The organism is Streptomyces mangrovisoli, from assembly GCF_000974985.2.
Classification (GTDB): domain Bacteria; phylum Actinomycetota; class Actinomycetes; order Streptomycetales; family Streptomycetaceae; genus Streptomyces; species Streptomyces mangrovisoli.
Window position 1 is genome coordinate 27,126 of record NZ_LAVA02000044.1, and the last position, 26,541, is coordinate 53,666.

Here is a 26,541-nt window from a genome sequence, read left to right on the forward strand (position 1 = left end):
CATGAGCGAGCAAAGAGGCGGCGAACCCGGCGCAAAGGCCGAACATGACGAGCGGGAGGCGGCGAAGGCGCGGGCGCTCGCCTGGGACCAACTCGTCGCGACGGCCCGGCGCACGGTGTCCGACGGGCTGGTCGTCGGCACCTCCGGCAACGTCTCGGTCCGCGTCGGCGACACCGTGCTGGTCACCCCGACGGGCGTGCCGTACGACCGGCTGAGCGCCGACGACATCACCGGCGTCGCCCTGGACGGCCGCCAGGTGCTCGGCGCGCTGCTGCCCACCAGCGAACTCCCCATGCACCTGGCCGTCTACCGCGCCACCGACGCCCGCGCCGTCGTGCACACCCACGCCGTGCACGCCACGGCCGTCTCCACGCTCGTCGAGGAGCTCCCGCCGATCCACTACCTGTCCGGCGCGCTCGGCGGCGCCGTCCGGGTCGCCCCGTACGCCACCTACGGCAGCCAGGAGCTGGCCGAGAACATGCTGCGCGCGCTGTCCGGCCGCACGGCCTGCCTGCTGCGCAACCACGGCACGCTCTCCTACGGCGACACCCTCGACCGCGCCTACGACCGCACGGCCCAGCTGGAGTGGATGTGCCGCCTGTGGCTGACGGCGTCCTCGATCCCGGGCCTGACCCCGTCCCTGCTCACCGAGGAACAGATGGCCGACGCGGCCCTGAAGCTGCGGGGGTACGGGCAGGGTCGGTGAGCGCGGCGGCGGGGCGCGGCCGACGAGGGGGTGACCGCGACAGGCCGTGGCAGCAACAACGGTCCGGCAGCGGGCACAAGGAACGGGTGAGCACGTCACCCCGACCCCCGCTCCGGCTGGCCGCCTGTGTCGTCCGCCCCGACACTGGACGCGTGCGCACAGTCAAAGCCACGGCCACCGCCGTCACCGTCGCCCTCGCCGCCGGAGCGGCCAGCGTGGCCGCCGGCCGCATCGCCAGCGACGCCGCGCTCAAGGCGCCCGCCGGCCGGCCGCTGCCCACCGAACCCCGGCTCACCGTGCACGGCACGGCCGCCGGCCGGATCACCCTCACCCGCGACCTGGCCTCCCTGCGCCCCGGCACCTACGGGCTGGGCGGGGACGGCTCGCACGCCGTCGTGGGCGACATCCTGGCGTCCGCGCCCAACACCGCGGACACCGTGGTGCGCCGGCTCGAACGGGTCACCCACGGCTCCCTGGCCTCCGGCGACAAGGTGTGGCTCACCCCCAACCTGTACGTCGGCGACCCCGGTGCCGCCCTCGGCCTCGAACACGCCGACGTCGACGTGCCCGGCGAGCTCGGCGCCCTGCCCGCCTGGTTCGTGCCCGGCACCCGCACCACCTGGGTGATCGCGGTGCACGGCCTCGGCACCACCCGCGAGCACGCCATGAACCTCATGGGGTTCCTGAACCGCCGCGGGCTCCCCGTGCTCGCCCTCGCCTACCGCGGCGACCTCGGCGCGCCCCGCCCCACCGACGGCCTCAACCACCTCGGCGAGACCGAGTGGCGCGACCTGGACGCCGCCGTCCGCTACGCCGTGCGCTACGGCGCCCGGAGCGTCGTCCTGCTCGGCTGGTCCACCGGCGCCACCATGGCGCTGCGCGCCGCCGCGCACTCCGCGGTCCGCGAGCACGTCAGCGGCCTGGTCCTCGACTCGCCCGTGCTCAGCTGGGAGACCACGCTGCGCGCCCTCGCCTCGGCCCGGCACACCCCCGGCGTGGTGCTGCCGCTCGCGGTGCGCGCCGCCCAGGGCCGCACCGGGCTGCACGGCGACCGCATCACCGACGTCACCGACCCCTCCCGGCTACGGGTGCCGACCCTGGTCTTCCACGGCCCGGACGACTCCGTCGCGCCGTGGGAGCTGTCCCGCCGCCTCGCCGCCCGCAACCCCGGCCGGGTCGCCCTGCGCACCGTCGCGCGGGCCCCGCACGGCGCCATGTGGAACGCCGACCCCGCCGGGTACGAGGAGGCCCTGCGCCGCTTCCTGACCCCGCTGATGTGACCGTCGGCGCCCGGTCGCGACGCTTCCGTTTGCCCCCGCGGGCATGGCCTGAACATGCCTGCCCACCCGGTGCCCGACCTTGTGCGTTGGCCCAGTCCGTCGCCCGCCGTGACATTCCGTTTGGGTTTTCGCACCGTCAACCGCGAGACTGCACCCGTGACGTCCCGTATCCCGCGCGACTCCAGGCTTCGACTCGTCCGTCCGCGACCCCTGGCCGCCGCCCCCAGAGCTGTGAACCAGCGGCGCCCGCGCCGCGCCGCACCCCGGCCGCCCGAGGGCACACCGGCACCCGCGGAACTGGCCAGAATGGCACGCTCCGGTCTCGCCGGAGCCGCCCGTGTCGCCCGCTGGGCCGACGCCTTCCTCGGCCCCGGCCGGGACGGCGCGGCCGGCGACGGCAAGGCCACCCTCTCCGACGCGACCGCCGAGCGCGCCGCCGACGACCTCGGCCTGAGCGCGGCGCAGGTCCGCGCCGACTGGGACACCGCCCGCCTCGCCGGCCTGGTCGAGGTGCACGGCGACGACGCCCGCCCCGGCTGGCGGCTGCGCGCCTGGGACCGCGACGACAGCGCCGTGCTGCGCGGCTGGGTCGCCCTGTTCGACGCGTGGTCGCTGGCCCACCCGGAGCCCGAGCCGCACGAGCACGGGGCCGTGGCCGACGTGGTGTCGGCCATGCCCCAGGTGCTGTCCTTCCTCCAGCTGTCCGCCGGGCCCGTGCCCCGCGAGCAGCTCCTCGACCTGCTCCGGCAGCGGGTCACCGAACTGCGCACCGAGCGCTGCGAGGTCCCCTACGGCCCGCAGCCCGACCCGGCGGCCCCCCTGGCCCCGCTCGCGCCCGTCACCGCGCCCGCCGTCTCCGCCGTCGCCGACCCGGCCGAGAGCGGCGCGAGCGCCGACGCCCCGGCGAGCGCCGACACCCTCGCGCCCGTCGAAGCGATCGCACCCGCCGGCACCCTCACGCCCGCCGACGTCACAGCGTCCGCGCCCCTCACCGCGTCCGCGCCCCTCACCGCGTCCGTGGACGTGACGGCGCCCGTGGACGTCACGACGCCCGCCGACCTCGCGGCGCCCGCTCACCTCGCCGCGCCCGCCGACATCACGGCGACTGCCGGCACCGCCGCGACCGCCGTGGCCGGCGCGACCGGCGTGGCCGCCGAAGCCGCCGAGCTGGCCCCCCTGCTCGACTGGGCGCTCGACGCCCTCGCCTCCGTGGGCGCGCTGACCTGCGGGGACGGGCAGGCCACGCTCACCCCGCTGGGCAGCTGGGCCGTCTGGGTCAAGCTGGAGCAGATCTGCGTGGCCGCGCAGAGCCCCGCCGGCAACATCGAGCAGTCCGCCGAGGACATGCTGCGCGGCTGCGCCCAGCTGCGCCCCAACGCCGCCCGCGCCGAGTACCGCGCCTGGCTCGCGGCCCGCCCGGTCGGCAGCGCCGTCGGCGAGCTGCTCGGTGCCGCCCGCGGCGACGACGCCCTGCTGCGCGGCCTCGCCTTCGAGGCGCTGCGCGTCGTCGGCGCCCCCGCCGAGCCGGACGTGCGCGCCGTGCTCGGCGACCCCGCGCTCAGGCCGTACGCCCTGCTGTGGCTGGCCGAGCACGACGGGGTCGACCCCGAGGACGCCCACGAGGTGCTCACCCGGGAGGAGGCCACCTGGCTGTGGGTGGACACCGCCGCCGCGGTGGCCGACCACGGTGAGGCGCCGATGCTGGTGCGCCACCTGGAGTCCGCGGTGCAGCCCACCGTCCCGCAGCTGCTCGACGAGGTCCGCCGGGTCGGCCACCCGCGCACCGTGCAGGTGCTGGTCGCGCTCGCTGCGGCCCACCCCGACCCGGCCCTCGCCAAGGCCGTGCGCCGGGCCGCCTTCCAGGTGCACAGGGGCGGCGTCTAGACACGGGCGCACGACCCGGCGTCTGGACGCGTGCGTAGGACGGCCTACGCACGCGGACGACCGCGCGGGGCCGGGCGCCGCACGACCACGCGAGGCTCACGCCGCACGGCCGCGCGGCGTGTGAGCGCCGTACGACTGCGCGGAGGCGGCCGCCTGGGGCCGCTCGGGGCCCGCGCCGCCTCGACCGCCGGGGGCCTAGGGCGTGTTGCGCCCTAGCCGCCGATCGTCGGCGCGTACGTCCCGAAGCTCCAGATGTTGCCCTCGGCGTCGCGGGCCATGTAGTCCCGCGAGCCGTAGTCCTGGTCGGTCGGGGGCATCAGGATCTCCACGCCGTGCTCCACGGCCCGCCGGTGGTGCGCGTCGACGTCGTCCACCACGATGTACGTCCCGCTGGGGCCCGCGCCCTTCATCGCCGAGTCGAAGACGCCGCCGCGGCCCTTGGAGCCGAGCATCACGGCGCCGTTGCCCTGCGCCAGCTCGGCGTGCAGCACCGAGCCGTCCTCGCCCTCGTACACCGACAGCTCGGTGAAGCCGAGGGCCTCGGTCAGCTGCCGGATGGCCGCCTTGGCGTCCGCGTACAGCAGCGACGGATAGATGCTCGGACGTGCGCCGTTCGTGCCTGCCATGCCGATCACTCCTTCGTGACGACGGCCGGATCGACCACCTGCCGACAGTCTCGCAGCGACCACTGACAACGGCCCGGAAGCGGCCCGGAAGCCGCCCGCCCGCCGGCCCGGGACCCGGCAACCGGGCGAAAAAGCGCTTGCACGGCCCCGTTAGAATGAACTCATGGCCATTCTCCTCGCGCATTAGACGGCGGGAACGTCCGCGACCGTCCACCGCCAATTCCTCCCCTGCCCTGGAGTCTGTCCGTGATCTCCGCCTCCGGTATCGAGCTGCGCGCCGGCGCGCGTGTCCTCATCGAGAACGCTTCCTTCCGTGTCGCCAAGGGCGACCGCATCGGCCTCGTCGGGCGCAACGGCGCCGGCAAGACCACGCTCACGAAGTGCCTGGCCGGGGAGGGCATCCCGGCGGCCGGTGCCATCACCCGCTCCGGCGAGGTCGGCTACCTCCCGCAGGACCCGCGCACCGGCGACCTCGACGTCCTCGCCCGCGACCGCGTCCTGTCCGCGCGCGGCCTCGACGTGCTGCTGCGCAAGATGCGCGAGAACGAGCAGCGCATCGCGGGCGGCCAGGGCGCCACCCGCGAGAAGGCCATGAAGCAGTACGAGCGCCAGGAGACGGAGTTCCTCACCAAGGGCGGGTACGCCGCCGAGGCCGAGGCCGCCACCATCGCCGCCGCGCTCAACCTGCCCGACCGGGTGCTCGGCCAGCCCCTGCACACGCTCTCCGGCGGTCAGCGCCGCCGTATCGAGCTGGCCCGCATCCTGTTCTCCGACGCGGACACCCTGCTGCTCGACGAGCCGACCAACCACCTCGACGCCGACTCGATCATCTGGCTGCGGGACTACCTGAAGACGTACCGCGGCGGCTTCATCGTGATCTCCCACGACGTCGACCTGGTCGAGACGGTCGTCAACAAGGTGTTCTACCTGGACGCCAACCGCGCCCAGATCGACGTCTACAACATGGGCTGGAAGCTCTACCAGCAGCAGCGCGAGGCCGACGAGAAGCGCCGCAAGCGCGAACGCGCCAACGCCGAGAAGAAGGCCGCCGCCCTGCACTCGCAGGCCGACAAGATGCGCGCCAAGGCCACCAAGACGGTCGCCGCGCAGAACATGGCCCGGCGCGCCGACAAGCTGCTGTCCGGCCTGGAGGCCGTGCGCCAGTCCGACAAGGTCGCCAAGCTGCGCTTCCCCGAGCCCGCGCCCTGCGGCCGTACGCCGCTCACCGCCGAGGGTCTGTCGAAGTCGTACGGATCGCTGGAGATCTTCACCGACGTCGACCTCGCCATCGACAAGGGCTCGCGGGTCGTCATCCTCGGCCTCAACGGCGCCGGCAAGACCACGCTGCTGCGGCTGCTCGGGGGTGTCGAGCAGCCCGACACCGGCGCCGTCGTGCCCGGCCACGGGCTCAAGCTCGGCTACTACGCGCAGGAGCACGAGACGCTCGACCCGGACCGCAGCGTCCTGGAGAACATGCGGTCCGCGGCGCCCGACATGGACCTCGTCGAGGTCCGCAAGGTGCTCGGCTCGTTCCTCTTCTCCGGCGACGACGTCGACAAGCCCGCCGGGGTGCTCTCCGGCGGCGAGAAGACCCGGCTGGCGCTCGCCACCCTGGTCGTCTCCTCGGCGAACGTCCTGCTGCTCGACGAGCCGACGAACAACCTCGACCCGGCCAGCCGCGAGGAGATCCTCGGCGCGCTGCGCACGTACAAGGGCGCCGTCGTCCTCGTCACGCACGACGAGGGTGCCGTCGAGGCGCTCCAGCCGGAGCGGATCATCCTGCTGCCGGACGGCGTCGAGGACCTGTGGGGCGCGGACTACGCGGATCTCGTCGCCCTGGCCTGAGCCGGGCGGAGCCTCCTTCCGCCCCTCCGGTGTGATCGAAAGACTGATCCACTGGCTATGGATCATTCGGCCCATCGGTGATCCATCATCTGTGTGAGATCTCCTCGTACCGGGGTGTGTCCTACACGGAAATTGCGGCCGATCCCTTTGTCGACAAGGGATCGGCCGTCGTGCGTCCCTGACCTGGTACTTCGCGGAACAACCCGTTCGGCGGTACGGACGACACTGTGTGGAGGGTCCTATTCCGCTTGTGGGGATGTGCTCCTGTCGTCACAACGATGTCTCACGGACCTTGCCGAATGGGTGGCCATCGACGGCGGTAGGGGTGATCATGAGGAGACCAGAGCGCACTTCCCATGAGGAGGCACGGGTGGCCGAGACTCTGAAGAAGGGCAGCCGGGTGACCGGCGCCGCGCGCGACAAGCTCGCGGCAGACCTGAAGAAGAAGTACGACTCCGGTGCGAGCATTCGGGCACTGGCCGAGGAAACCGGCCGCTCGTATGGCTTCGTGCACCGGATGCTCAGCGAGTCGGGCGTCACGCTGCGTGGACGCGGCGGGGCGACCCGGGGCAAGAAGGCCGCTTCGGCCTGAGCCCCGGGCGGCCCCATCGGCTTCGATAGGTGGCCACCCGGTCGGTCGATCGATCGGCCGGGTGGTTACTGTGCAGTCACTTAGCTGTGCCGTCCTACGGCATCCAGCATGACCGCACTCATCGGAGGCGCCCCATGGCTTCGCCCGAGCAGGACCTCACGCCCGTTCTCGACAAGGACGGCGTACGGCTCACCGTCGACGACGCGCTCGCCACGGTGACGCTGACCAATCCGGCCAAGCGCAACGCGCAGAGCCCGGCCATGTGGCGGGCGCTCGCCGAGGCCGGACGGCTGCTGCCGGGCACGGTGCGGGTCGTCGTGCTGCGCGGTGAGGGGCAGTCCTTCTCCGCCGGACTGGACCGCAGGATGTTCACTCCGGAGGGGATCCCGGGCGAGCCCACGTTCACCGAGCTGGCGGGCCGTGACGACGCCGGACTCGACGCGTCCATCGCCGGATACCAGGAGGGATTCACCTGGTGGCGGCGGAGCGACCTGGTGACCGTCGCCGCCGTACAGGGCCATGCCATCGGTGCGGGCTTCCAGCTCGCCCTCGCGTGCGACCTCCGCGTCGTCGCCGACGACGTGCAGTTCGCCATGCGCGAGACCAGCCTGGGCATCGTGCCCGACCTGACCGGGACGCATCCGCTGGTGGGGCTCGTCGGGTACGCCCGCGCGCTGGAGATCTGCGTCACCGGGCGGTTCGTGGGCGCCGAGGAGGCCGTCGGCATCGGCCTGGCGAACCTCGCCGTGCCCGGCGACCAGCTCGACGGCGCCGCACACGACCTCGCGGCCGCGCTGCTGGCCGCTCCGCGGGATGCCGTGATCGAGACGAAGGCGCTGCTGCGTGGGGCCTCCGGGCGGTCCTACGACGACCAGCGTGCGGCGGAGCGTGCCGCTCAGGCTCGGCGGCTGCGGGACCTGGCCGGCCTGGGGGAGTGAGCCCTGGTCCTCCGGGCCGGGGTCTGTCGGTCGGCTGCCGGTCCGTGGGGGTGTTCGCGCAGTTCCCCGCGCCCCTTTGGGGCGCGGGGGTCACGTTCCCGGGTCGGTCACCGCCGTGACCACCACGGCCACCGTCGGGTGGTTCGGGAGGGCCGTTTCGACTGCTGTGCGGACCTCGCGGGCCACGTCCGACGGGCGGTGGTCCGGCGCCACCGCGATCTCCACGCGGGCGTGCGGCCGCGGCAGGGCCGCCCCGTCGCCCCCGCGCTCCTCCAGATGCACCGCGCGCCCGATGCCCCCGAGCGCGGCCAGCCCGGCCACCCCCGGCACCCCCAGCGCCGCCGCGCCCGCCCGGACATCGTCCGGATCGGCGCCCTCGGGCGCGCGCGAGACCCCGGACGGCCGTACGCCGTCCTCCGCGACGCCCGCGTCCGGCACCCCGCCCGCACCGGGCCCGTCGAACCCTTCGATCCCGTCGAGGACGTCCGGCGCGTCCGCCGTGACGTCCTCGTCCCCCTCCTCCAGCAGGTCCGTGACCCGCAGGTCCACCTCCGTCACCGTCAGACCGAGGGCGGCCGTCGCCGTCGCGGTCAGGGCCGCGCGCAGCCGGGACGCCGTCGCCGGCAGCGGTTCGGCCGCCGTCGCCGCGAAGTCCGCCGTCACCCGCAGCGGGCCGGGCGGCAGCGCGCCCGGCGGCGGGGGGACCGCCGGCTCCTGCGCGTCGTCCGGGTCCGTGAGCGCGATCCGCAGCCGCCCCGGACGCACCCCCCGCACGCCCGCCGCCGCCCGCCGCAGCACGGCCGCCGCGACCCCCTCCACGATCCACGCGCCGTCACCCGGGCCGCCGAGCGGCAGCAGCCTGCCCAGCCCCAGTTGATGCCGCACACCCTGTGCCCATCGCTCCGCCGTCATTGCTCCAGCCTGCCCCATCGCGGGGCGGGAGAGCGCGAGCGCACTTACGGTGGTCGAAGGACGACGACCGAAGGGGCGTACGGCTATGACCGACATGACCAACCGGACGGCGAACCCCGAGGGCGAGAGCGATCCGGTGCAGACCCGCAAGGCGACCCGGCGCGGCGGCGGCGACCCCGCCTCCCGCGGCCGTACCACCATCGCCGACGGCGTCGTGGAGAAGATCGCGGGCCTGGCCGCCCGCGACGTGCTGGGCGTGCACGCCATGGGCAGCGGACTGTCCCGGACGTTCGGAGCCGTGCGCGACCGGGTGCCCGGCAGCGCCAAGTCCGCCGCCACCAGGGGAGTGAAGGCCGAGGTCGGCGAGGTGCAGACCGCGCTCGACCTGGAGATCGTCGTCGACTACGGCGTGTCGATCTCCGACGTCGCGCGCGCGGTGCGGGAGAACGTCGTCGCCGCCGTCGAACGCATGACGGGCCTCGAAGTCGTCGAGGTCAACATCGCGGTCAGCGACGTGAAGCTGCCCGACGAGGAGGACGAGGAGCCGGAGCCCAGGATCCAGTGACCGGCGGCGGTGACATGAGGAGCGCACGATGAACATGGCCGTCGTCGGCATGATCGCCGGCATGGCGCTGGGCTTCGCCGGGTACTTCGGCGGTTTCGGCGCCTTCCTGCTGGTGGCCGCGCTGGGCGCCATCGGCTTCGTGGTCGGGCGGTTCCTGGAGGGCGACCTGGATCTCGGCGAGCTGTTCCGCACCCGCGACGAGCGGCGGGACCGGCGCCGGTGACCTCCGCCACCGGCGCCGCACGGCGCAGACCTCCGGCGGCCGTCGAGCCCGCCGAGCGCGGCGCCACCCGGATCGCCGACCGCGTCGTCTCCAAGGTCGCCGCGCAGGCGGCCCGGGAGGTGCTGCCGCCCGCGCCCGAGAAGGCCGCGGCGCCGTACGCCAACGTCGTCGTGCACCACCGCACGGCCCACGTCCGCATCCACCTGGAACTCGGCTATCCGTGCGACATCGGCGCCCGCAGCGCCGAGGTGCGTCGGCATGTGGCCGAGCGGGTAGGCGCGTTGGTGGGCATGGAGGTGCCGGAGGTCGCCGTCCAGGTGGAACGGCTGCATCTGACCCCGGCACACGGCGCGGCACAGGGGAGGACGCGATGAGCGAGCCCCAGGGCTCCCAGGGCACCACACAGCGGCTGCCGGTCCTGGAGAAGCGGGACCCCAGCGACCCCGGCTGGTCGCCGGACGAACCGTCACCCCCCGTCCTGGACGGGGAAGGAGGCGGCAAGGGCCGCTTCTGGTCGGCGCGCCGCGTCCCCGCGGGCATCGTCGCCCTCGTCCTGCTCGTCGTCTCCGGCGTCTCCCTCTACGACGTCGTCGCGGTCCGCACCGGCCACTCCGCGATGGCCTGGCGCCACGGCCTCGCGAACCAGCTCGCCGAACGCCCCCTCGACGACACGTGGGTGCTGGTCGGCTCCGGCGTGGCGGCCGCGCTCGGTCTGTGGCTGGTCGTCCTCGCCGCCACCCCCGGCCTGCGCAAGGTGCTGCCGATGCGCAGCCCGCGCACCGACGTCCGCGCCGGACTGCACCGCACCGCGGTCGCCCTGGTCCTGCGCGACCGCGCCATGGAGGTGGCCGGCGTGCAGTCGGTACGCGTACGGGTACGGCGCCACAAGGCGGACGTCCGCGCCTCCTCCCACTACCGCGAACTCGACGACGTCCACGCCGACCTGGACACCGCGCTCACCGAGGCGAGCGAGGGCCTCGGCCTGGTCCGGGCGCCGGCGGTGTCGGTGCGGGTCGGCCGGGCCGGACGGAAGGGGTGAGCGGGATGCTGCGGACCGTCAACCGGGTGCTGATCGGGCTCGTCGGACTGGTGCTGCTCGTGTTCGGCGGCGCCGCGCTGGCCGTCGGCCTGGGCGCGTCGCCGCCGTTCTGGTGGATCTACGGCAGCCGCCACGACGTCGTGCTGAGCGACGCGCAGCGCACGAAGTACACGGACAGCGGATGGTGGTGGCCGACGGTCATCGCCTCGCTCGCCGTGCTGGTGCTGCTGTCCCTGTGGTGGCTGGTCGCGGTGGTGCGCCGGCACCGGCTCGCCGAGGTCCTGGTCGACACCGGCGACCAGGACACCGCGCTGCTGCGGGGCCGTGCCCTGGAGCACGTGCTCGCGGCGGAGGCGGCCGGCCAGGAGGGCGTGCGCCACGTCCACGTGCAGCTCAGGGGCCGCCGCGACGCCCCGGCGGTGCGGGTCCGCCTCCAGGTGGAGCCGCATGTGGACCCGGCCGCGGCCCTGCACGAACTCACGGCCGAGGCGCTGGCCCACGCGCGCGACTCGGCGCGGCTGGCCGCGCTCCCGGCCGAGGTCCGCCTGCGCGGCGTCAAGCACCGCGCGGAACGGGTCAGTTGAGACGGCGGGCCGCCCGCCCTGGCTGGTGAGCCTCAGAACCCGTGCAGTGCCCCGCCGTCCACCGGCAGCATCAGGCCCGTCAGGTACGACGCGGCCGGGGACAGCAGGAACGCCGCCACCCGCCCGAACTCCTCCGGCGTGCCGTACCGGCGCAGCGGGATGCGGGACTCGTGGGCGGCGCGCGTCGCCTCCGGGTCCGCCGACAGCCCGTCCAGCTCGCGCACCCGGTCGGTGTCGATCCGCGCCGGCAGCAGGCCCACGACCCGGATGCCCCGCGGGCCCAGCTCGTCGGAGATCGACTTGGCGAACCCGGCCAGGCCCGGCCGCAGCCCGTTGGAGACGGTCAGCCCCGGGATCGGCTCGTACACCGACCCGGACAGCACGAAGCCGATGACGCCGCCCGGCTCCAGCTCCGCCGCCGCCGCGCGCGCGAGCCGTACCGCGCCCAGGAACACCGAGTCGAACGCGGCCCGCCACTGCTCGTCCGTGTTGTCGGCGACGAACCCGGGCGGCGGGCCGCCGACGCTGATGAGGATGCCGTCGAAGCCGCCGAACCGCTCCCGGGCGGTCGCGATCAGCCGGGCGGGGGCGTCGGGGTCGGCGTTCTCCACGGCCACCCCGGCCGCGTCCGGGCCCAGCGCCGCCGCGGCGTCGGCCACCCGCTGCTCGTCCCGCCCGGTGACGACCACCTTCGCGCCGTCGGCGACCAGTTCCCGCGCGGCGGCGTTGCCCAGCCCGCGGGTGGCTCCGGTGACGACGTACACCCGGTCCTTCAGTCCAAGATCCATGGTCCCTATCCTGCCCCGTCCCGCCCGTACAGGGCGAGGGCGGTGTTGACCAGGCCGATGTGGCTGAACGCCTGCGGGAAGTTGCCGAGCTGGCGGTGGGCCGCCGGGTCGTACTCCTCCGCCAGCAGGCCGACGTCGTTGGCGATGCCGACCAGCCGGTCGAACAGCTCCCGGGCCTCGTCGCGGCGGCCGGTGAGATGCAGCGCGTCGGCCAGCCAGAACGAGCAGGCCAGGAAGGTGCCCTCGGCGCCGGGGAGCCCGTCGACGGCGACGCCCTCGGTGGAGTACCGGCGCACGAAGCCGTCGTGGCCCAGTTCCGCGCGCACCGCGTCCACGGTGCCGACCACCCGGGGGTCGTCGGGCGGCAGGAACCCGAAGCGCGGGATGAGCAGCAGGGCCGCGTCCAGTTCGCGGGAGCCGTAGGACTGGGTGAAGGTGCCCCGCGCGGGGTCGTAGCCGCGCTCGCACACCTCCTGGTGCACCTCGTCGCGCATCGTGCGCCAGCCGTCGAGGTCGCCGTCGAGCTCCGGGTACTGCTCCAGGGTCCGCACCGCACGGTCCGCGGCCACCCACACCATGACCTTCGAGTGCACGAAGTGCCGCCGATCGCCGCGTACCTCCCACAGGCCCTCGTCGGGCTGGCGCCACGCCTCCTTCAGGAAGCTCATCAGCGCGCACTGGAGCGACCACATGTGCGGTCTGGTGCTCAGCCCCGAGTCCCGGGCGAGGAACAGCGAGTCCATGACCTCGCCGTAGACGTCGAGCTGGAGCTGGTTGACCGCCTCGTTGCCGATCCGCACGGGCGCCGACCCGGCGAACCCGGTCAGCCACGGCAGCACGAACTCCGGCAGCCGGCGCTCGCCCCCGAGGCCGTACATGATCTGGAGGTCCGCGGGGTCGCCCGCGACGGCGCGCAGCAGCCAGTCGCGCCAGGCCTCCGCCTCCTCGTGGTAACCGGCCGTCAGCAGCGCGCCCAGGGTGAGGGTGGAGTCGCGCAGCCAGCAGTACCGGTAGTCCCAGTTGCGCACCCCGCCGAGCTCCTCGGGCAGCGAGGTGGTGGGGGCGGCCACGATGCCGCCGGTGGGCGCGTACGTGAGCGCCTTGAGGGTGATCAGCGAGCGCATCACGGCGTCCCGGTAGGGGCCCGTGTAGCGGCATTTGGCGGCCCAGGCCCGCCAGTCGGCGACGCTGCCGGCGAGCGAGGCGAACGGGTCGACCGGCTCGGGGCGCGGCTCGTGCGAGGGATGCCAGGTGAGCACGAACGCCACCCGTTCGCCCTCGGCCACGGTGAACTTCGAGTGGGTGCCGAAGTCCTCGCCCCACGTGTGCACGGCGGGCTCGGCGCGCAGCCACGCCGAGTCCGGCCCGGCCACGGCGACGCGGTGGCCGTCGGCCCGCCGCATCCACGGCACGATCGAGCCGTGGTCGAAGCGGAGCCGGATCGTGCTGCGCACGGTCACGCTGCCGCTCAGCCCCTCGACGATGCGCACCAGGTCGGGGAACTCGTCGCGCTGCGGCATCAGGTCGGTGACCCGCACCGACCCGTCCGGCGTGTCCCACTCGGTGTCCAGCACCAGGGTGTCGGCGCGGTAGGCCCGGCGGGTGCAGCGGTCGGCGCCCTCGGGGGCGATGCGCCAGTGGCCGTTCTCCTCGCCGCCCAGCAGCCTGGCGAAGCAGGCGGGGGAGTCGAACCGGGGCAGGCACAGCCAGTCCACGGAGCCGTCGCGGCCGACCAGGGCGGCGGTCTGTTCGTCGCCGATGAGGGCGTAGTCCTCGATGCGCGGGTGCACGCAGGTGCCGGTTCCCGGTGCCCGCGCCGGGCAATCACGGGGTGCGTCCGGACGGGTGACGGGGCGGTACGCGCGTGGCGGGCGCCCCGTCGTCCCTCCGGGAGGGCCGTCTCCCGGCGGGACCGTCGGCTCAGACCGCGGCGGGTTCCGCCGCCTCGGCCGTCTCCGCGGCCGCCCGCTCCGCGCGGTCGCGGGCCTCGCGGCGGACCAGGATCACCCAGCCGACCGGGACGCCCGCCGCGAACAGCCACCACTGGACGGCGTACGGCAGGTTGATGTCGCCGAGCCCGATCCAGCTGCGGTCCTCCTGGGGCGACGGGATCAGCTCGGGGCTGCCGCCCTTGGGCGCCGGGGAGGTCAGCTCGACATAGCCGCCCAGCACCTGCGTGGCGGAGGTGTCGCCGGAGTCGCGCAGCAGCGTGGCGACCTGCGCGCTGTTGATCAGCATGATCTGGCGGTCGGGCAGGCCCTTGACGTTCTTGATGCCGCTGGCCGCCGTCGTCTCGTCCTGGCGCAGCCGCCCGGTGACCGTGATCTCGCCCTTCGGGGGTGCCGGGATCTTCGGGAACGCGGTCTGCGAGGCGGGTGAGGGGATCCATCCGCGGTTGACGAGCAGGGTCCGGCCGTCGTCCAGCACGAACGGGGTCAGCACGTGGTAGCCGACCTCGTCGTCGGTGCTGGTGCGGCGGCGCACCACCAGTTCGTGCGCGGTGTCGTAGTGGCCCTTGGCGGTCACCCGCCGGTACAGGTCCTTGTGCGCGACCGTCCCGCCGACCGAGGTGAGCGTCTCCGCGGCCACCGGCTTCGCCGCGAGCGAGGTGTTGATCACCTTGTTCAGCGCCTGCCGGTGGTCATGGCGGTGCAGCTGCCAGGTCCCCAGCCGGATCATCGTGGGGGCGAGCAGCAGGGCCAGGAGCGTGAGAATCACCCACTGGCGGGTCAACAGGAAGCGGTACACCCCACGACCGTACAACTCGGTCGTGGGGTGCATTCGCCCGGGTACCGGCTCGGCGCGCCGCGAGGGCCGCGCCGGTTCACACCTTGTCGACGATGCCCGCCTTCCCCTCCGAGCGGGCGCAGTGCGCCCCGCAGTACCACTGGCCGTCCACCTCGACACCCTGGCCGATGATCTGCACGCGACAGTGTTCGCAGATGGGGGCCATGCGATGGATCGCACAGGAGAAGCAGTCGAAGACATGCACCGCGCCCTGCGCGTGGACCTCGAAGGTCATTCCGTAGTCGTTACCGCAAACTTCGCATCTCGCCATGGGCCACAGGGTGAGCCGTGGCCGGCGCGCGGGCGAGTGCGTGCCGGGCGAGTCGCCCGGCAATCACCCATCCGTACGGGCCGGCTCGACATCGCGCAGCAGCTGCCCGAACGCCGCCTCGTCCACCACCGGCGTGCCGAACTGGCGCGCCTTGACCACCTTCGAGGTGCCGGAGTCGGGGTCGTTGGTGACCAGCAGGCTGGTGAGCCGGGACAGGCTGGTGGCGACATGGAGTCCGGCCTCGGTCGCGCGGTCCTCCAGCAGGTCGCGCTCGGTCGAGGTGTCCCCGGAGAACGCCACCCGCATCCCCTGCCTGAGGCGCTTGCCGTCCTCGTAGCGCCCGGGGTTGGGGTAGGGGCACGGGGGCCGCTTGCGGGACGGGCGCCAGGTCGTGGCCGCGTAGCCGCCCGAGCCGCCGGCCTGCCGGCCGATGCGCGGGGCGGGCCGGTCCGACCACTCGGTCAGCGGCCGGCACTCGTGCAGCGGCAGCCGTACGCCGCCCGCCGCCGCGGCCGCGAGGCTCGGCCGGAACGCCTCCGCCAGCACGCGCGCGTCGTCCAGCGCGTGGTGCGCCCGGCGCTGGACCACGCCGAAGTGCGCCGCCAGGGACTCCAGCTTGTGGTTGGGCAGCGGCAGACGCAGCTCCTTGGACAGCGCGATCGTGCACAGCCGCTGCCGCACCGGTGCCTCGCGCTGCGCCCGCGCGTACTCCCGGGCGATCATCTGCCAGTCGAAGACCGCGTTGTGCGCGACGAGCACCCGGTCCGCGAGCCGCGTCGCGAAGTCCTCGGCGATGTCCTGGAACAGCGGCGCCCCCTCCAGGGCCTCGCTCGTCAGGCCGTGGATCCACACCGGGCCGGGATCGCGCTCCGGATTGACCAGCGTGTACCAGTGGTCCTCGACCTCGCCGCGGGCGTCCAGCCGGTAGACGGCCGCGGAGATGATCCTGTCGTCGCGGGCCAGGCCGGTGGTCTCCACGTCGACGACCGCGTATCCCCGGGGATACGCGGCCGGCCACTCCGTGCGGGCGGGCCCCGCGGCAGTACGGTCTTCGAGCATGGTCCATGAGGATACGGGCCGGGACTGACACCCCGGGCCCTCAGGTGCCTTGCCGGGCCCGCGCGTTCGAGGGTCGTACGAGTCGACGTGCTGGTATTTGTCCTTATTTAGGACTCTTTGCACCCGCGGTGGGCAACTGCCGTGCCGGGGTGGGAAGTTCGGTTTCCTGGGCCGTCCGGCGGGTGTCGGTGCCGTCCACCGCGTGGGTGCGGTTCCCGGCGGGCGCCCGGTGGCATCCTCCCCCTGTGACGGAGGACGCGACCCCTGACGGCGAGGTCCATGACGACGAGGTCCATGACCGCGAGGCCCCTGACGACGAGGTCCATGACCGCGAGGCCCCTGACCGCGAGGCCCCTGACGGCGACGCCCATGACGGCGAGGCCCACGGCGGCACCCTCGGCTCGCGGCTGAACTGGCTGCGCGCCGCGGTCCTCGGCGCGAACGACGGCATCGTGTCCACCGCCGGTCTGGTCGTCGGTGTGGCCGGCGCCACCGACTCCCGCGCGGCCCTGCTGACGGCGGGCGCGTCCGGGCTGCTCGCCGGCTCGATGTCGATGGCGGCCGGCGAGTACGTGTCCGTCTCCACCCAGCGGGACTCCGAGCGGGCCGCGCTCGCCCAGGAGAAGCGCGAGCTGCACGAGCAGCCGCAGGCCGAGCTGGCCGAGCTCACCGGCCTGCTGGCCGCGCGCGGACTGTCCCAGGAGGTCGCCCGCGAGGCGGCCGAGCAGCTCACCGCCCGCGACGCGCTGCGCGCCCACGCGCGCGTGGAGCTCGGCATCGACCCCGACGACCTCACCAACCCCTGGCACGCGGCCTGGGCCAGCTTTCTCGCCTTCACCGCGGGGGCGCTGCTGCCGCTGCTGGCGATCGTGCTGCCGCCCACGGGGTGGCGGCTGCCGGTCACGGTCGGCTCGGTCCTCGTCGCGCTCGTCGTGACCGGGTGGGCCGGCGCCCGCCTGGGCGCCGCCGACCCACGCCGCGCGGTGCTGCGCAACGTGGTGGGAGGGGCGCTGGCGATGGGCGTCACCTATGCGGCGGGGGCGCTGCTGGGGGCGGCGGGGGCGTAGCGGAGAGGACCCTGCCGGGTCCCTGCCGGTCACTGCCGGGGGCCCGGTCCGGGGCGGCGACGTCCGTCCCACAGGGTCCGCCGCGGGTCCGCGGTGGCTGGTCGCGCGGTTCCCCGCCCCCCCCTTTGAGGGGCCCTGGCAGCCGTGTCCGAAAGGGGCGCGGGGAACTGCGCGACCAGGCCCCACCGGGGCGCGGACGGCGACGCGGTCGGGCGGCATCGGCCCCTCGATGGGCGCTTCGCCCGCCTCGCAGCGTACGGTGAAGTGCGCTCGACCACCCCCCGAGCGCCAGGAAACACAGCAGCTCAGAGCCGAGAAGGACCCTCGTCATGCGCGCCACCACCATCCACGCCCCCTTCGACATGCGCGTGGAGGACGTGCCCGAACCCGTGGTGCAGCTGCCCACCGACGCCGTGGTGCGGGTGCTGCGCGCCTGCATCTGCGGCAGCGACCTGTGGGCCTACCGCGGCGAGGCGGCCCGGCAGCCGGGCCAGCGGATCGGACACGAGTTCCTCGGCGTGGTCGAGGAGACCGGCGGCGAGGTGACCGGCGTGCGCCGCGGCGATCTCGTCGTCGCGCCGTTCATGTGGTCCGACGGCCGCTGCGACTACTGCCGCGAGGGCCTGACGACGTCCTGCGTGCACGGCGGCTTCTGGGGCACGGTCGGCTCCGACGGCGGCCAGGGCGAGGCCGTACGGGTGCCGTTCGCCGACGGCACGCTGGTGCCGCTGCCGAAGGAGGCCGCCTCCGACGACCGGCTGCTGTCCGCGCTGCTGACCCTGTCCGACGTGATGGGCACCGGCCACCACGCGGCGCTGGGCGCGGGTGCCCGGCCGGGCGCCACGGTCGCCGTCGTCGGTGACGGCGCGGTCGGCCTGTGCGCGGTGCTCGCCGCCCGGCGCCTGGGCGCCGAGCGGATCATCGCGCTCGGCCGGCACGAGGTCCGCACCGACATCGCCCGCCGCTTCGGCGCCACCGACGTCGTCGCGGCGCGCGGCGACGAGGCCGTGGCGGCGGTCCGCGAGCTGACCGGCGGTCAGGGCGCGCACGCGGTCGTCGAGGCGGTCGGCACCGAGCAGTCGATGAGCACCGCGATCGGCATCGCCCGCGACGGCGGCGCGGTCGGCTTCGTCGGCGTGCCGCACGGCAGCGGCACCGGCGTGGACCTCAGCGTCATGTTCGACCGGAACATCGCCCTGCGGGGCGGCGTGGCCCCGGTCCGCGCCTACATCCCGGACCTGCTGCCCGACGTCCTGGACGGCACGATCGACCCCTCCCCGGTCTTCGACCTGACGGTGGACCTGGAGGGCGTGCCCGACGGTTACAAGGCCATGGACGAGCGCACGGCCCTCAAGGTGCTCGTCACCAACGGCTGACGCCTGCCGGGCCCGGCTCCTGCTGCCCTGCCGGGCCAGCTCCTGCTGCCCCGCCGGGCCGGACTCCCTCCGCCGCCGCCGGACCTGACGTCCGCTCAGGTCCAGCGGATCGGCAGGGGCAGCGCGGTCAGCAGGCCGGAGACCACGACCACCAGCCCCAGCACGAGCACCTCCGCCCGTGCCGGGGTGTACGCGGACAGCGGGTCGGACGCGCGGCGCAGCCGGACGCGGGCCCACAGGGCGAGCGCGGCGACGACCGCGACCAGCAGCACCTTCGCGACCAGCGTGCGGCCGTACGCCGTCGACGTCAGCACCTCCGTGAGCGCCGCGTGCGGGGGGACGCGGCGCAGGGAACTCCACACGCCGCTCGCCGTGATCGCCGCGAGCAGTACGGCCGCCACGCGCGCGTAGAGCCCCAGCAGCGCGGCCCCCGCGACGGCCCCGGCCGGCTCGTCGCGCCACTGCCGCAGGGTCCGCAGGGCGTGGAGCAGGCCGCCGGACCACAGCGCCGCGCACGTCAGATGGGCGAGGGTCAGCGCGGAGCCGAGCAGCGGGTGGTGCTCGGCCGGCGGGTGGGCGCGCAGCGCCTCCGCGACGATCGCCGCGGCGAGCGGCCAGAGCGCGGTCGCGGGGCGGCGCGAGCGCGCGCAGAGGGCCGCCACGAGGAACGCGTTGACCTCCAGCAGGGCCAACGTGCCGTCGCGCGACTGGTAGAGGCCGCCGACGTCGACCGCGGCGAGGCTGTGCGGGACGAGGTTGCCGGTGGCCACGACCGAGGCGAGGCCCAGCGCGGCGACCAGCCCGGCCAGGGTCGCGTACGGCGTCCAGCCGGCCGGCGTGCGTGCGGGAGCGCCGGGCACCCGCCGGGCCAGGCGGGCCACGAGCGCCTCGCCCAGGGGGACGGACAGCGCGGCGAACAGCACTCCGCGCAGCAGCGCGATGCCGCCGACCCCGGGCGCGGCGGCCTCGCCGGTGCCGGTCAGCGCGGCGGACGGGCCGAGCAGCGGGATCAGCGCGGCGAGCGCCGCGAGCACCAGCACGGCGACGGCCCGGCCGGGGCCGGGTATGGCGGCCTTCTCGTCACCCGTTCGTGTCGACGTCACCCCGAGATCTTCACCAGCCACCACAGAACCGGGCAAGCCCCGAAAAACAACTGACACCAAGCCGTTCCACGCGGGAAGCCTCCGGCGGTTCGGTTCGGTTCGGTTCGGGGCGGGTTCGGGGCGGGTTCGGCGCGGCACCGGTTCGTCGAGTGCGGGTGCGTCGTGCCCCTTCGCGCAGTTCCCCGCGCCCCTCCAGGGGCGCGGGGAACTGCGCGATCAGCCCCCACTCACCCGCGGTGGAGATCACCGGCCGGTTGGCCAGGCGCGCCACTCACCCGCAGGCTCTCCACTGCGCGCCGCTGTCGCCCCACGGGACCGGCGGGTGGGCCCAGTCGGTCGGGCCGCCTGCGAAGGTGATCGGTGAGCGGGCGTGCCGCAGCCGCCCCAGGGGGCCGGTGGTCTCGGCGAGCCAGGCCTCCGGGCCGTCGTAGGCGAGGCCCGGTGCCCCGCGGTCGCCGGCGGCCGGTTCGATCCCGTCCGTCAGCCACGCGGCCGTCCGTGCGAGGGAGAGCCGTACCACCCGCCCGCGCCCCTCCCGCGCCCGCTCGCTGAGCCCCCGCAGGACCGCCGCCGCCAGCAGATAGCCGGTGCCGTGGTCGAGGGCCTGGGCGGGCAGCGCGCCGGGCCGCTCGGGGGTGCCCTCGGTGGTGGCGATCCCGGTGGCGACCTGCACCAGGCTGTCGAAGCCGCGCCGCTCGCGCCAGGGCCCGTACGCGCCCCACGCCGACAACTGGGCGACGACCAGGTCCGGCCGCCGCTCGGTCAGCGCCTCGGCGGACAGGCCGAGGCGGTCCAGGGCGCCCGGCCGGTAGCCGGTGACCACGACGTCCGCGTCGGCGAGGAGTTCCTCGAAGGCCGCGCGGTCGGTGCGCAGGTCCAGGGTGGCCGAGCGCTTCCCGAAGCCCGTGTCCGCGTGCTGGTCCGGGAGTTCGGGGAGCCAGGGCGCGTCGAGGCGCAGGACGTCCGCGCCCAGCAGGGCGAGCGTGCGGGTGGCGACCGGGCCCGCGAGGACCCGGGACAGGTCGAGGACCCGCAGCCCCGCGGCGGGCAGCAGTACCGAGCCGCCGGGCAGGGGCGCGAGCCCCCGCGCGCCCGCCGCCTCGGGCGGGCGGGTCTCGACGAGCGGGTGGGCGGCGACCGCCGTGCCCTGCTCGTGCGCGGCCCACTCCGCGGGTGTGCGCAGGGCGACGGCGAGGCCCCCGGCGCCGTACACGGCACCCTCCACGTCCAGGGCCGCGCGCTCCGCGAGACGGGCCGCCACGTCGTCCGCGGAGGCGTCCGGCGCGAGGGCGAGCGCGCGCAGCAACCGGTCCCGGTGGTGGGGGTAGTTGGCGTGCGTGCGGACCCAGCCGTCGGCGGTCCGCCACCACCGCGACAGCGGCGCGAAGGTCTCCGGCGCCCGCCCGTCCACGGTCAGCAGCCGCTCGCTGGCGAAGGCGGTCGCGACCGCCCCGTCGTCCACCTCGACGAGCGGCGCGTCGGCCCGGCCCGCGCGCCGCGCGCCCAGCTCGGCGGCGGCCAGCGCGCACGCGCCCACGCACGCCCGTGCCAACTCCCGTACGGGCGTGCGCGCGTCGAGGACCCCGTCCCGCACGACGGGCGCCACGCGTGCGAGCAGGGCGGGGTCCCCGCCCAGGGCCGCCCAGGCGGCCGCGGTCTCCCGCAGCACGGGTGCGGCGGGGTCGATCGGCAAGGTCGTCATGATTGAAGTGTGCATTATTGATTCAATCAATGTACGACCGTGGGGGGCGAGGCCCGCACCGCTACCGGGCACCTCTGCTGTCGGGCACCCCCGCTACCGGGCACCCCCGCCGCGCCCCCTCACCGCGTGACCGCCGCCAGCGCGTCCGCCGTGCCGAAGCCGTAGAACCCGTTACGGTTCTTGGTGCCCTGGCAGACCGCGTCCACCTTGCCGTCGCTGTTGATGTCGTACGGGTCCGTGCACGGCGTGGCGTCCGCCTCCGCGTACAGCAGCGCCTTGACGAGGGCCGCCGACGCGTGCGGATGGGTTGACTTGATCAATGCGGCAACGCCGACGACATGCGGGGTCGCCATCGAGGTGCCCGCCATGTAGCCCCACTTGCCGCCGGGCAGCGGGCCCAGGATCAGGCCGCTGGTGGCCGGGGGCGCCGGCGCCTGGTAGGCCGTGGAGTCGCCGCCGGGCGCGGCTATGTCGATCACGCCGAGGCCGTAGTTGGAGAACGACGACTTCAGCCCCTTGGCGCCGGTCGCCGCGACGGTGACCACACCGGGCAACTGGGTCGGGATGTCATAGCACTTGTGCGGGTCGACGACGCGGTCGACCGGGGTGGCGTCGTTGGGGGAGACCGGGTCGGTGATGGAGTGCGACGCCAGGTCGTAGCTCTCGTTGCCCGCGGCCGCGACGTTGACGACCCCCTTGCGCTCGGCGTACTGCGAGGCGCGGGTGATGGCGTCCACGAGCGCCTTCTGGTTCGGGTCGTCCTTGCAGTTGAAGTACCAGGGGTCGGTGTAATAGCTGTTGTTGGTGACGTCCACGTGGTGGGTGGCCGCCCACATGAAGCCGCAGACGACGGCCTCGGTGTAGAAGTACCCGGCGGTGGTGGCCACCTTGATGCCGGCGACCTTCACGCCCGGCGCGACCCCCGTGATGCCGACGCCGTTCTTCGCGCCCGCGATCTCACCGGCCACATGGGTGCCGTGCGGGCTCTCGGCCGCCGTGGGCCGCCACGCGCCGTCGGTCGTGTCCGGCTTGCCCGACACGCAGTTGACCGACGCGTCGCGGTCGAAGTTGGGCGCGATGTCCGGGTGGGTGTCGTCGACGCCGGTGTCGATGACGGCGACGGTGACCTTGCTGCTGCCCAGCGTCTTCTCGTGCGCCTTGTCCGCCTTGATCGCGGGCAGGTCCCACTGGAGCGGTTCGAGCGGGTCCTGGCCGTCCGTGGCCTCGGCCCCGGCGGCCGCGACCTGAGCCTCGGTCAGCGCCTTCGGGGTGCCCTCGTCGGTCGTCGACTGCGCGGGCAGCGGCGCGTTGCGGGTGTTGCCCGCCGAGTCCACCCCCGGCACCTTGCGCACGGTCGCGGCGAAGTCGGGGTTGGCCGAGTGCACGACGATCACGCCGATCTGGTCGTACGACGTCACGATGGTGCCACCGGCGTCGGCGATCGCCTTCTTCAGATAAGGCGAAAGACCGTGCCCGGCATGGACGTTGACGACATAGCTGAGTTCGGTGGCGTCGGCCGGTGCGGCCTGCGCGGTGGACTCCGCGAACGGAACGGCCGAGGCCGCCGACGGAAGGAAGCCGAGCGAGGCGGTCAGCGACAGCACGACCGGTACGGCGAGCGCGAGCCGGCGTCCGGAGCGCAGATGAGCCATGGGATCTCCACATCATCCGTGAGCGAGATGCCCGGGACGCCGATGGGGCGACTGGGCAGGTACATGACGGGTGTGCAGGGTGAAGCTATCTCCCGCGCTCACCGGCCAGCAATGGCGTCCCGGCTCCGATCGGGTGCGATCGGGTGTGTTCGCGAAAGAAGCAGAAGGAGTTGAACCGGTCCTCGCGTGGCGCCGTGACCTTGGACAGGGGACGCCAGCAGGATCGAGGCCCCCCGTCGGCATCACGCAAGGGAGCCGGACCATCACTCCCTGTCGCGTGGGCCATGAGTCCTGTGAGGTCGGAACCCGTATGCCCGTGACGCGAGGAGACTCCGTGGCCACCGAGACACCGCCCCCCTCGAAAGAGCAACACCGGCTCCCGTCCGCCGAGGAGTTCGTCGCGGAGCAGTCCAGCGCCGAGTTCGGTGAACTGCGCCGCGCCCACCGCTCGTTCGCCTTCCCGGTGACGGTCGGCTTCATCGCCTGGTACCTGCTCTACGTGCTGCTCTCCAACTACGCCGACGGCTTCATGGGCACCAAGGTGGTCGGCAACATCAACGTGGCGTTCGTCCTCGGCCTCGCCCAGTTCCTCACCACGTTCCTCATCGCCTGGGGGTACTCGCGGCACGCCGCCGCCGACCTCGACCCCAAGGCGGCGGCCATCAAGTCCCGGATGGAGGGCGACGCATGAGCCCCGCGCAGAGCACGCTCCTCGCGGCCGGCGAGGCGAGCCAGCACCGCCCGCTGATCATCACCCTGTTCGCGGTGTTCGTCGCCGCGACCCTCGTCATCACCGTCTGGGCCGGCCGGCAGACCAAGGACGCCGCCGACTTCTACGCGGGCGGCCGCCAGTTCACCGCCTTCCAGAACGGCCTCGCCGTCTCCGGCGACTACATGTCCGCGGCCTCCTTCCTCGGCATCGCGGGCGCCATCGCCCTCTTCGGCTACGACGGCTTCCTGTACTCCATCGGCTTCCTCGTCGCCTGGCTCGTCGCGCTGCTCCTGGTGGCCGAGCCGCTGCGCAACTCCGGCCGCTACACGATGGGCGACGTCCTCGCCTACCGGATGCGCCAGCGCCCGGTCCGCACCGCCGCGGGCACCTCCACGATCGTCGTCTCGATCTTCTACCTGCTGGCCCAGATGGCGGGCGCGGGCGTCCTGGTCTCGCTGCTCCTCGGCATCACCAGCGACGCCGGGAAGATCGGCATCGTGGCGCTGGTCGGCGTCCTGATGATCGTCTACGTCACCATCGGCGGCATGAAGGGCACCACCTGGGTGCAGATGGTCAAGGCCGTCCTGCTGATCGCGGGCGCCCTGCTGCTGACCTTCCTGGTGCTGCTGAAGTTCCACTTCAACGTCTCGGACCTGCTCGGCAAGGCCGCCGACAACAGCGGCAAGGGCTCGCCCTTCCTCCAGCCCGGACTGAAGTACGGCGCCACCGGCACCACCAAGCTGGACTTCCTCTCCCTCGGCCTCGCCCTGGTCCTCGGCACCGCGGGCCTGCCGCACATCCTCATCCGCTTCTACACGGTGCCCACCGCCAAGGCCGCCCGTAAGTCGGTCAACTGGGCCATCGGTCTCATCGGCGCCTTCTACCTGATGACCCTCGCCCTCGGCTTCGGCGCCGCGGCCCTCATCAAGCCGGACGAGATCATCGCCTCCAACAAGTCGGGCAACACCGCGGCGCCGCTGCTCGCGCTGCACCTCGGCGGGGTCGACTCCGACTGGGGCGCGATCCTGCTCGCCAGCATCTCGGCGGTCGCCTTCGCCACGATCCTCGCCGTGGTCGCGGGCCTGACCCTCGCCTCCTCGTCGTCCTTCGCCCACGACATCTACGCCAACGTCATCAAGAAGGGCACCGCCACCGACAAGGAGGAGGTGCGCGCCGCCCGCTGGGCCAGCGTCGGCATCGGCGCCGTGTCGATCGTCCTGGGCGCCCTCGCCCGCGACCTGAACGTGGCCGGGCTCGTCGCCCTCGCGTTCGCGGTCGCCGCCTCAGCCAACCTGCCGACGATCCTCTACAGCCTGTTCTGGAAGCGGTTCACCACCTCGGGGGCTCTCTGGTCGATCTACGGCGGTCTGGTCACCGCGGTCGGCCTTGTGCTGTTCTCACCGGTCGTCTCCGGCAAGGAGACGTCGATGTTCCCGCACGTCGACTTCCACTGGTTCCCGCTGGAGAACCCCGGCATCATCTCCATCCCCGTCGGCTTCCTGCTCGGCGTGGTCGGCACCCTGCTCTCCAAGGAGCGGCCGGACGCCGCCAAGTACGCGGAGCTGGAGGTGCGCTCCCTCACGGGCACCGGAGCCCACTGACCGCGCACACCGGCCGCGCCGCGGGATCCCACGAGTCCCGCAGCGCGGCCGTTTCGTAGGGACCTACGACACGGCCGCGTCCCACCTCGTGGGATCGGGACGCTGGTGTTGTCGGTCCCGTCACGTAGGCTCGCAGATGACGGAGATACGCCGTGACGAGCCGGTGACGGCGGACGCAGCGGACGATCCACCACGAGGGAAGGGGCCCACGTGCTCATCGACACCTACGGCCGCGTGGCGACCGATCTCAGGGTGTCCCTGACCGACCGGTGCAATCTGCGCTGCACGTACTGCATGCCCGAAGAGGGGCTGCAGTGGCTGGCCAAGCCCGACCTGCTCACCGACGACGAGATCGTCCGGCTCGTCGACATCGCCGTCACCTCGCTCGGCATCGAGGAGGTCCGCTTCACCGGCGGTGAGCCGCTGCTGCGGCCCGGCCTCGTCGGCATCGTCGAGCGGGTCGCGGCGCTCACCCCTCGCCCCCGGATGTCCCTCACCACCAACGGCATCGGCCTCAAGCGCACCGCGGCCGCCCTGAAGGCGGCGGGCCTGGACCGGGTCAACGTCTCGCTGGACACCCTGCGCCCCGAGGTCTTCAAGGCGCTCAGCCGCCGCGACCGGCATCAGGACGTCCTCGACGGACTGGAGGCCGCGCGGACGGCCGGCCTGACCCCGGTCAAGGTCAACGCGGTGCTGATGCCCGGCCTGAACGACGACGAGGCCCCCGACCTCCTCGCCTGGGCGCTCGACCACGGCTACGAACTGCGCTTCATCGAGCAGATGCCCCTCGACGCCCAGCACGGCTGGAAGCGCGACGGCATGGTCACCGCGGGCGACATCCTGGCCTCCTTGCGCACCCGCTTCGAGCTGACTCCGGAGGGACAGGGCGAGCGCGGCTCGGCGCCCGCCGAGCGCTGGCTCGTCGACGGCGGCCCGCACCGCGTCGGCGTCATCGCCTCCGTCACCCGCCCGTTCTGCGCGGCCTGCGACCGCACCCGGCTCACCGCCGACGGGCAGATACGCACCTGCCTGTTCGCCACCGAGGAGACCGACCTGCGGGCCGCCCTGCGCTCGGACGCGGGCGACGAGGAGATCGCGCGGATCTGGCGGCTGGCCATGTGGGGCAAGAAGGCGGGCTCGGGCCTCGACGACCCCTCGTTCCTCCAGCCGGACCGCCCGATGTCGGCCATCGGGGGCTGAGCCGGCCCGCCCGGAGGCCGAGCCGGGGG

General features: G+C 74.0%; 26 protein-coding genes. 16 read left to right on the forward strand and 10 right to left on the reverse strand.

Features of this window, described 5'->3' with window-relative positions:
• Position 1 precedes the first annotated feature (1 nt).
• The 3 genes from WN71_RS19835 (at position 2) to WN71_RS39910 (ending at position 3,870) form a co-directional block, all read left to right on the forward strand.
• Positions 2 to 706 (forward strand): class II aldolase/adducin family protein, encoded by a 705-nt coding sequence (locus tag WN71_RS19835; protein ID WP_046591709.1) that lies wholly within the window; start codon positions 2 to 4, stop codon positions 704 to 706.
• A gap of 152 nt (positions 707 to 858) precedes the next feature.
• A complete protein-coding gene (locus tag WN71_RS19840; RefSeq protein ID WP_046591708.1) occupies positions 859 to 1,986 on the forward strand; it encodes an alpha/beta hydrolase in 1,128 nt (375 codons plus the stop codon).
• Positions 1,987 to 2,292: 306 nt separating this feature from the next.
• On the forward strand, positions 2,293 to 3,870 hold the full coding sequence (locus tag WN71_RS39910; RefSeq protein WP_046591707.1) for a hypothetical protein: 1,578 nt from the start codon (positions 2,293 to 2,295) through the stop codon (positions 3,868 to 3,870).
• A gap of 212 nt (positions 3,871 to 4,082) precedes the next feature.
• On the opposite strand, the gene WN71_RS19855 is transcribed toward WN71_RS39910, so the two are convergent.
• Positions 4,083 to 4,496: a VOC family protein gene (locus tag WN71_RS19855; RefSeq protein ID WP_046591706.1), complete on the reverse strand. Its 414-nt coding sequence runs from the start codon at positions 4,494 to 4,496 to the stop codon at positions 4,083 to 4,085.
• 246 nt (positions 4,497 to 4,742) lie between these two features.
• Between WN71_RS19855 and WN71_RS19860 the strand changes: the two genes are divergently transcribed.
• From WN71_RS19860 to WN71_RS19870, 3 genes are all read left to right on the forward strand, one after another.
• Positions 4,743 to 6,341 carry an ABC-F family ATP-binding cassette domain-containing protein gene (locus WN71_RS19860; protein ID WP_046591705.1) on the forward strand — a complete coding sequence of 533 codons (1,599 nt, stop codon included), beginning with the start codon at positions 4,743 to 4,745 and terminating at the stop codon, positions 6,339 to 6,341.
• Positions 6,342 to 6,711: 370 nt separating this feature from the next.
• On the forward strand, positions 6,712 to 6,933 hold the full coding sequence (locus WN71_RS19865) for a helix-turn-helix domain-containing protein (protein WP_006123601.1): 222 nt from the start codon (positions 6,712 to 6,714) through the stop codon (positions 6,931 to 6,933).
• Positions 6,934 to 7,067: 134 nt separating this feature from the next.
• Positions 7,068 to 7,871 (forward strand): enoyl-CoA hydratase/isomerase family protein, encoded by an 804-nt coding sequence (locus WN71_RS19870; protein WP_046591704.1) that lies wholly within the window; start codon positions 7,068 to 7,070, stop codon positions 7,869 to 7,871.
• A 90-nt stretch (positions 7,872 to 7,961) separates the two neighbouring features.
• On the opposite strand, the gene WN71_RS19875 is transcribed toward WN71_RS19870, so the two are convergent.
• The gene (locus WN71_RS19875) at positions 7,962 to 8,783 is read right to left on the reverse strand and encodes a hypothetical protein (RefSeq protein ID WP_046591703.1); all 822 of its coding nucleotides are present in this window, start codon (positions 8,781 to 8,783) and stop codon (positions 7,962 to 7,964) included.
• 85 nt (positions 8,784 to 8,868) lie between these two features.
• Here WN71_RS19875 and WN71_RS19880 point away from each other — a divergent pair, with 85 nt between their 5' ends.
• Genes WN71_RS19880 through amaP form a run of 5 tightly spaced genes read left to right on the forward strand, consistent with a single transcriptional unit; the run spans position 8,869 to position 11,194 of the window.
• Positions 8,869 to 9,348 (forward strand): Asp23/Gls24 family envelope stress response protein, encoded by a 480-nt coding sequence (locus WN71_RS19880; RefSeq protein WP_046591702.1) that lies wholly within the window; start codon positions 8,869 to 8,871, stop codon positions 9,346 to 9,348.
• A 28-nt stretch (positions 9,349 to 9,376) separates the two neighbouring features.
• Complete coding sequence (locus WN71_RS19885; protein ID WP_046591701.1) at positions 9,377 to 9,571, forward strand: hypothetical protein; 195 nt, start codon at positions 9,377 to 9,379, stop codon at positions 9,569 to 9,571.
• Positions 9,568 to 9,945, forward strand: a complete 378-nt coding sequence (locus WN71_RS19890) for an Asp23/Gls24 family envelope stress response protein (RefSeq protein WP_046591700.1) — start codon at positions 9,568 to 9,570, stop codon at positions 9,943 to 9,945. Before WN71_RS19885 ends, WN71_RS19890 begins: the two co-directional genes overlap by 4 nt.
• The gene (locus WN71_RS19895; RefSeq protein WP_046591699.1) at positions 9,942 to 10,610 is read left to right on the forward strand and encodes a DUF6286 domain-containing protein; all 669 of its coding nucleotides are present in this window, start codon (positions 9,942 to 9,944) and stop codon (positions 10,608 to 10,610) included. Before WN71_RS19890 ends, WN71_RS19895 begins: the two co-directional genes overlap by 4 nt.
• 5 nt (positions 10,611 to 10,615) lie before the next feature.
• A complete protein-coding gene (gene amaP, locus WN71_RS19900) occupies positions 10,616 to 11,194 on the forward strand; it encodes an alkaline shock response membrane anchor protein AmaP (RefSeq protein WP_046591698.1) in 579 nt (192 codons plus the stop codon).
• Positions 11,195 to 11,226: 32 nt separating this feature from the next.
• Here the strand turns inward: amaP and WN71_RS19905 are convergent, their stop codons facing one another.
• The 5 genes from WN71_RS19905 to WN71_RS19925 form a co-directional block, all read right to left on the reverse strand.
• Positions 11,227 to 11,982, reverse strand: coding sequence for an SDR family oxidoreductase (locus tag WN71_RS19905; protein ID WP_046591697.1), 756 nt, complete (start codon positions 11,980 to 11,982; stop codon positions 11,227 to 11,229).
• 5 nt (positions 11,983 to 11,987) lie between these two features.
• Positions 11,988 to 13,772 (reverse strand): glycoside hydrolase family 15 protein, encoded by a 1,785-nt coding sequence (locus WN71_RS19910; protein ID WP_046591696.1) that lies wholly within the window; start codon positions 13,770 to 13,772, stop codon positions 11,988 to 11,990.
• Positions 13,773 to 13,902: 130 nt separating this feature from the next.
• Complete coding sequence (locus tag WN71_RS19915; protein WP_206300104.1) at positions 13,903 to 14,730, reverse strand: SURF1 family cytochrome oxidase biogenesis protein; 828 nt, start codon at positions 14,728 to 14,730, stop codon at positions 13,903 to 13,905.
• A 76-nt stretch (positions 14,731 to 14,806) separates the two neighbouring features.
• Positions 14,807 to 15,040 (reverse strand): hypothetical protein, encoded by a 234-nt coding sequence (locus WN71_RS19920; protein ID WP_046591736.1) that lies wholly within the window; start codon positions 15,038 to 15,040, stop codon positions 14,807 to 14,809.
• 63 nt (positions 15,041 to 15,103) lie between these two features.
• A complete protein-coding gene (locus WN71_RS19925) occupies positions 15,104 to 16,099 on the reverse strand; it encodes a DEDDh family exonuclease (protein ID WP_046591694.1) in 996 nt (331 codons plus the stop codon).
• Positions 16,100 to 16,506: 407 nt separating this feature from the next.
• On the opposite strand from WN71_RS19925, the gene WN71_RS19930 reads away from it, so the two are divergent.
• Positions 16,507 to 17,166 carry a VIT1/CCC1 transporter family protein gene (locus WN71_RS19930; protein WP_046591735.1) on the forward strand — a complete coding sequence of 220 codons (660 nt, stop codon included), beginning with the start codon at positions 16,507 to 16,509 and terminating at the stop codon, positions 17,164 to 17,166.
• Between the two features lie 329 nt (positions 17,167 to 17,495).
• On the forward strand, positions 17,496 to 18,542 hold the full coding sequence (locus WN71_RS19935) for a zinc-dependent alcohol dehydrogenase family protein (protein ID WP_046591693.1): 1,047 nt from the start codon (positions 17,496 to 17,498) through the stop codon (positions 18,540 to 18,542).
• A gap of 95 nt (positions 18,543 to 18,637) precedes the next feature.
• On the opposite strand, the gene WN71_RS19940 is transcribed toward WN71_RS19935, so the two are convergent.
• The 3 genes from WN71_RS19940 to WN71_RS19950 form a co-directional block, all read right to left on the reverse strand.
• On the reverse strand, positions 18,638 to 19,645 hold the full coding sequence (locus tag WN71_RS19940) for a CopD family protein (protein ID WP_046591692.1): 1,008 nt from the start codon (positions 19,643 to 19,645) through the stop codon (positions 18,638 to 18,640).
• A gap of 271 nt (positions 19,646 to 19,916) precedes the next feature.
• Positions 19,917 to 21,347: a CoA transferase gene (locus WN71_RS19945; protein WP_046591691.1), complete on the reverse strand. Its 1,431-nt coding sequence runs from the start codon at positions 21,345 to 21,347 to the stop codon at positions 19,917 to 19,919.
• Positions 21,348 to 21,466: 119 nt separating this feature from the next.
• Positions 21,467 to 22,999: a S8 family peptidase gene (locus tag WN71_RS19950; protein WP_046591690.1), complete on the reverse strand. Its 1,533-nt coding sequence runs from the start codon at positions 22,997 to 22,999 to the stop codon at positions 21,467 to 21,469.
• A gap of 334 nt (positions 23,000 to 23,333) precedes the next feature.
• Between WN71_RS19950 and WN71_RS19955 the strand changes: the two genes are divergently transcribed.
• The 3 genes from WN71_RS19955 (at position 23,334) to moaA (ending at position 26,512) form a co-directional block, all read left to right on the forward strand.
• On the forward strand, positions 23,334 to 23,690 hold the full coding sequence (locus tag WN71_RS19955; RefSeq protein WP_046591689.1) for a DUF485 domain-containing protein: 357 nt from the start codon (positions 23,334 to 23,336) through the stop codon (positions 23,688 to 23,690).
• Positions 23,687 to 25,312: a solute symporter family protein gene (locus WN71_RS19960; protein ID WP_046591688.1), complete on the forward strand. Its 1,626-nt coding sequence runs from the start codon at positions 23,687 to 23,689 to the stop codon at positions 25,310 to 25,312. The genes WN71_RS19955 and WN71_RS19960 overlap by 4 nt, the downstream gene beginning before the upstream one ends.
• A gap of 210 nt (positions 25,313 to 25,522) precedes the next feature.
• Positions 25,523 to 26,512, forward strand: a complete 990-nt coding sequence (gene moaA / locus WN71_RS19965; protein ID WP_046591687.1) for a GTP 3',8-cyclase MoaA — start codon at positions 25,523 to 25,525, stop codon at positions 26,510 to 26,512.
• Positions 26,513 to 26,541: the final 29 nt, after the last annotated feature.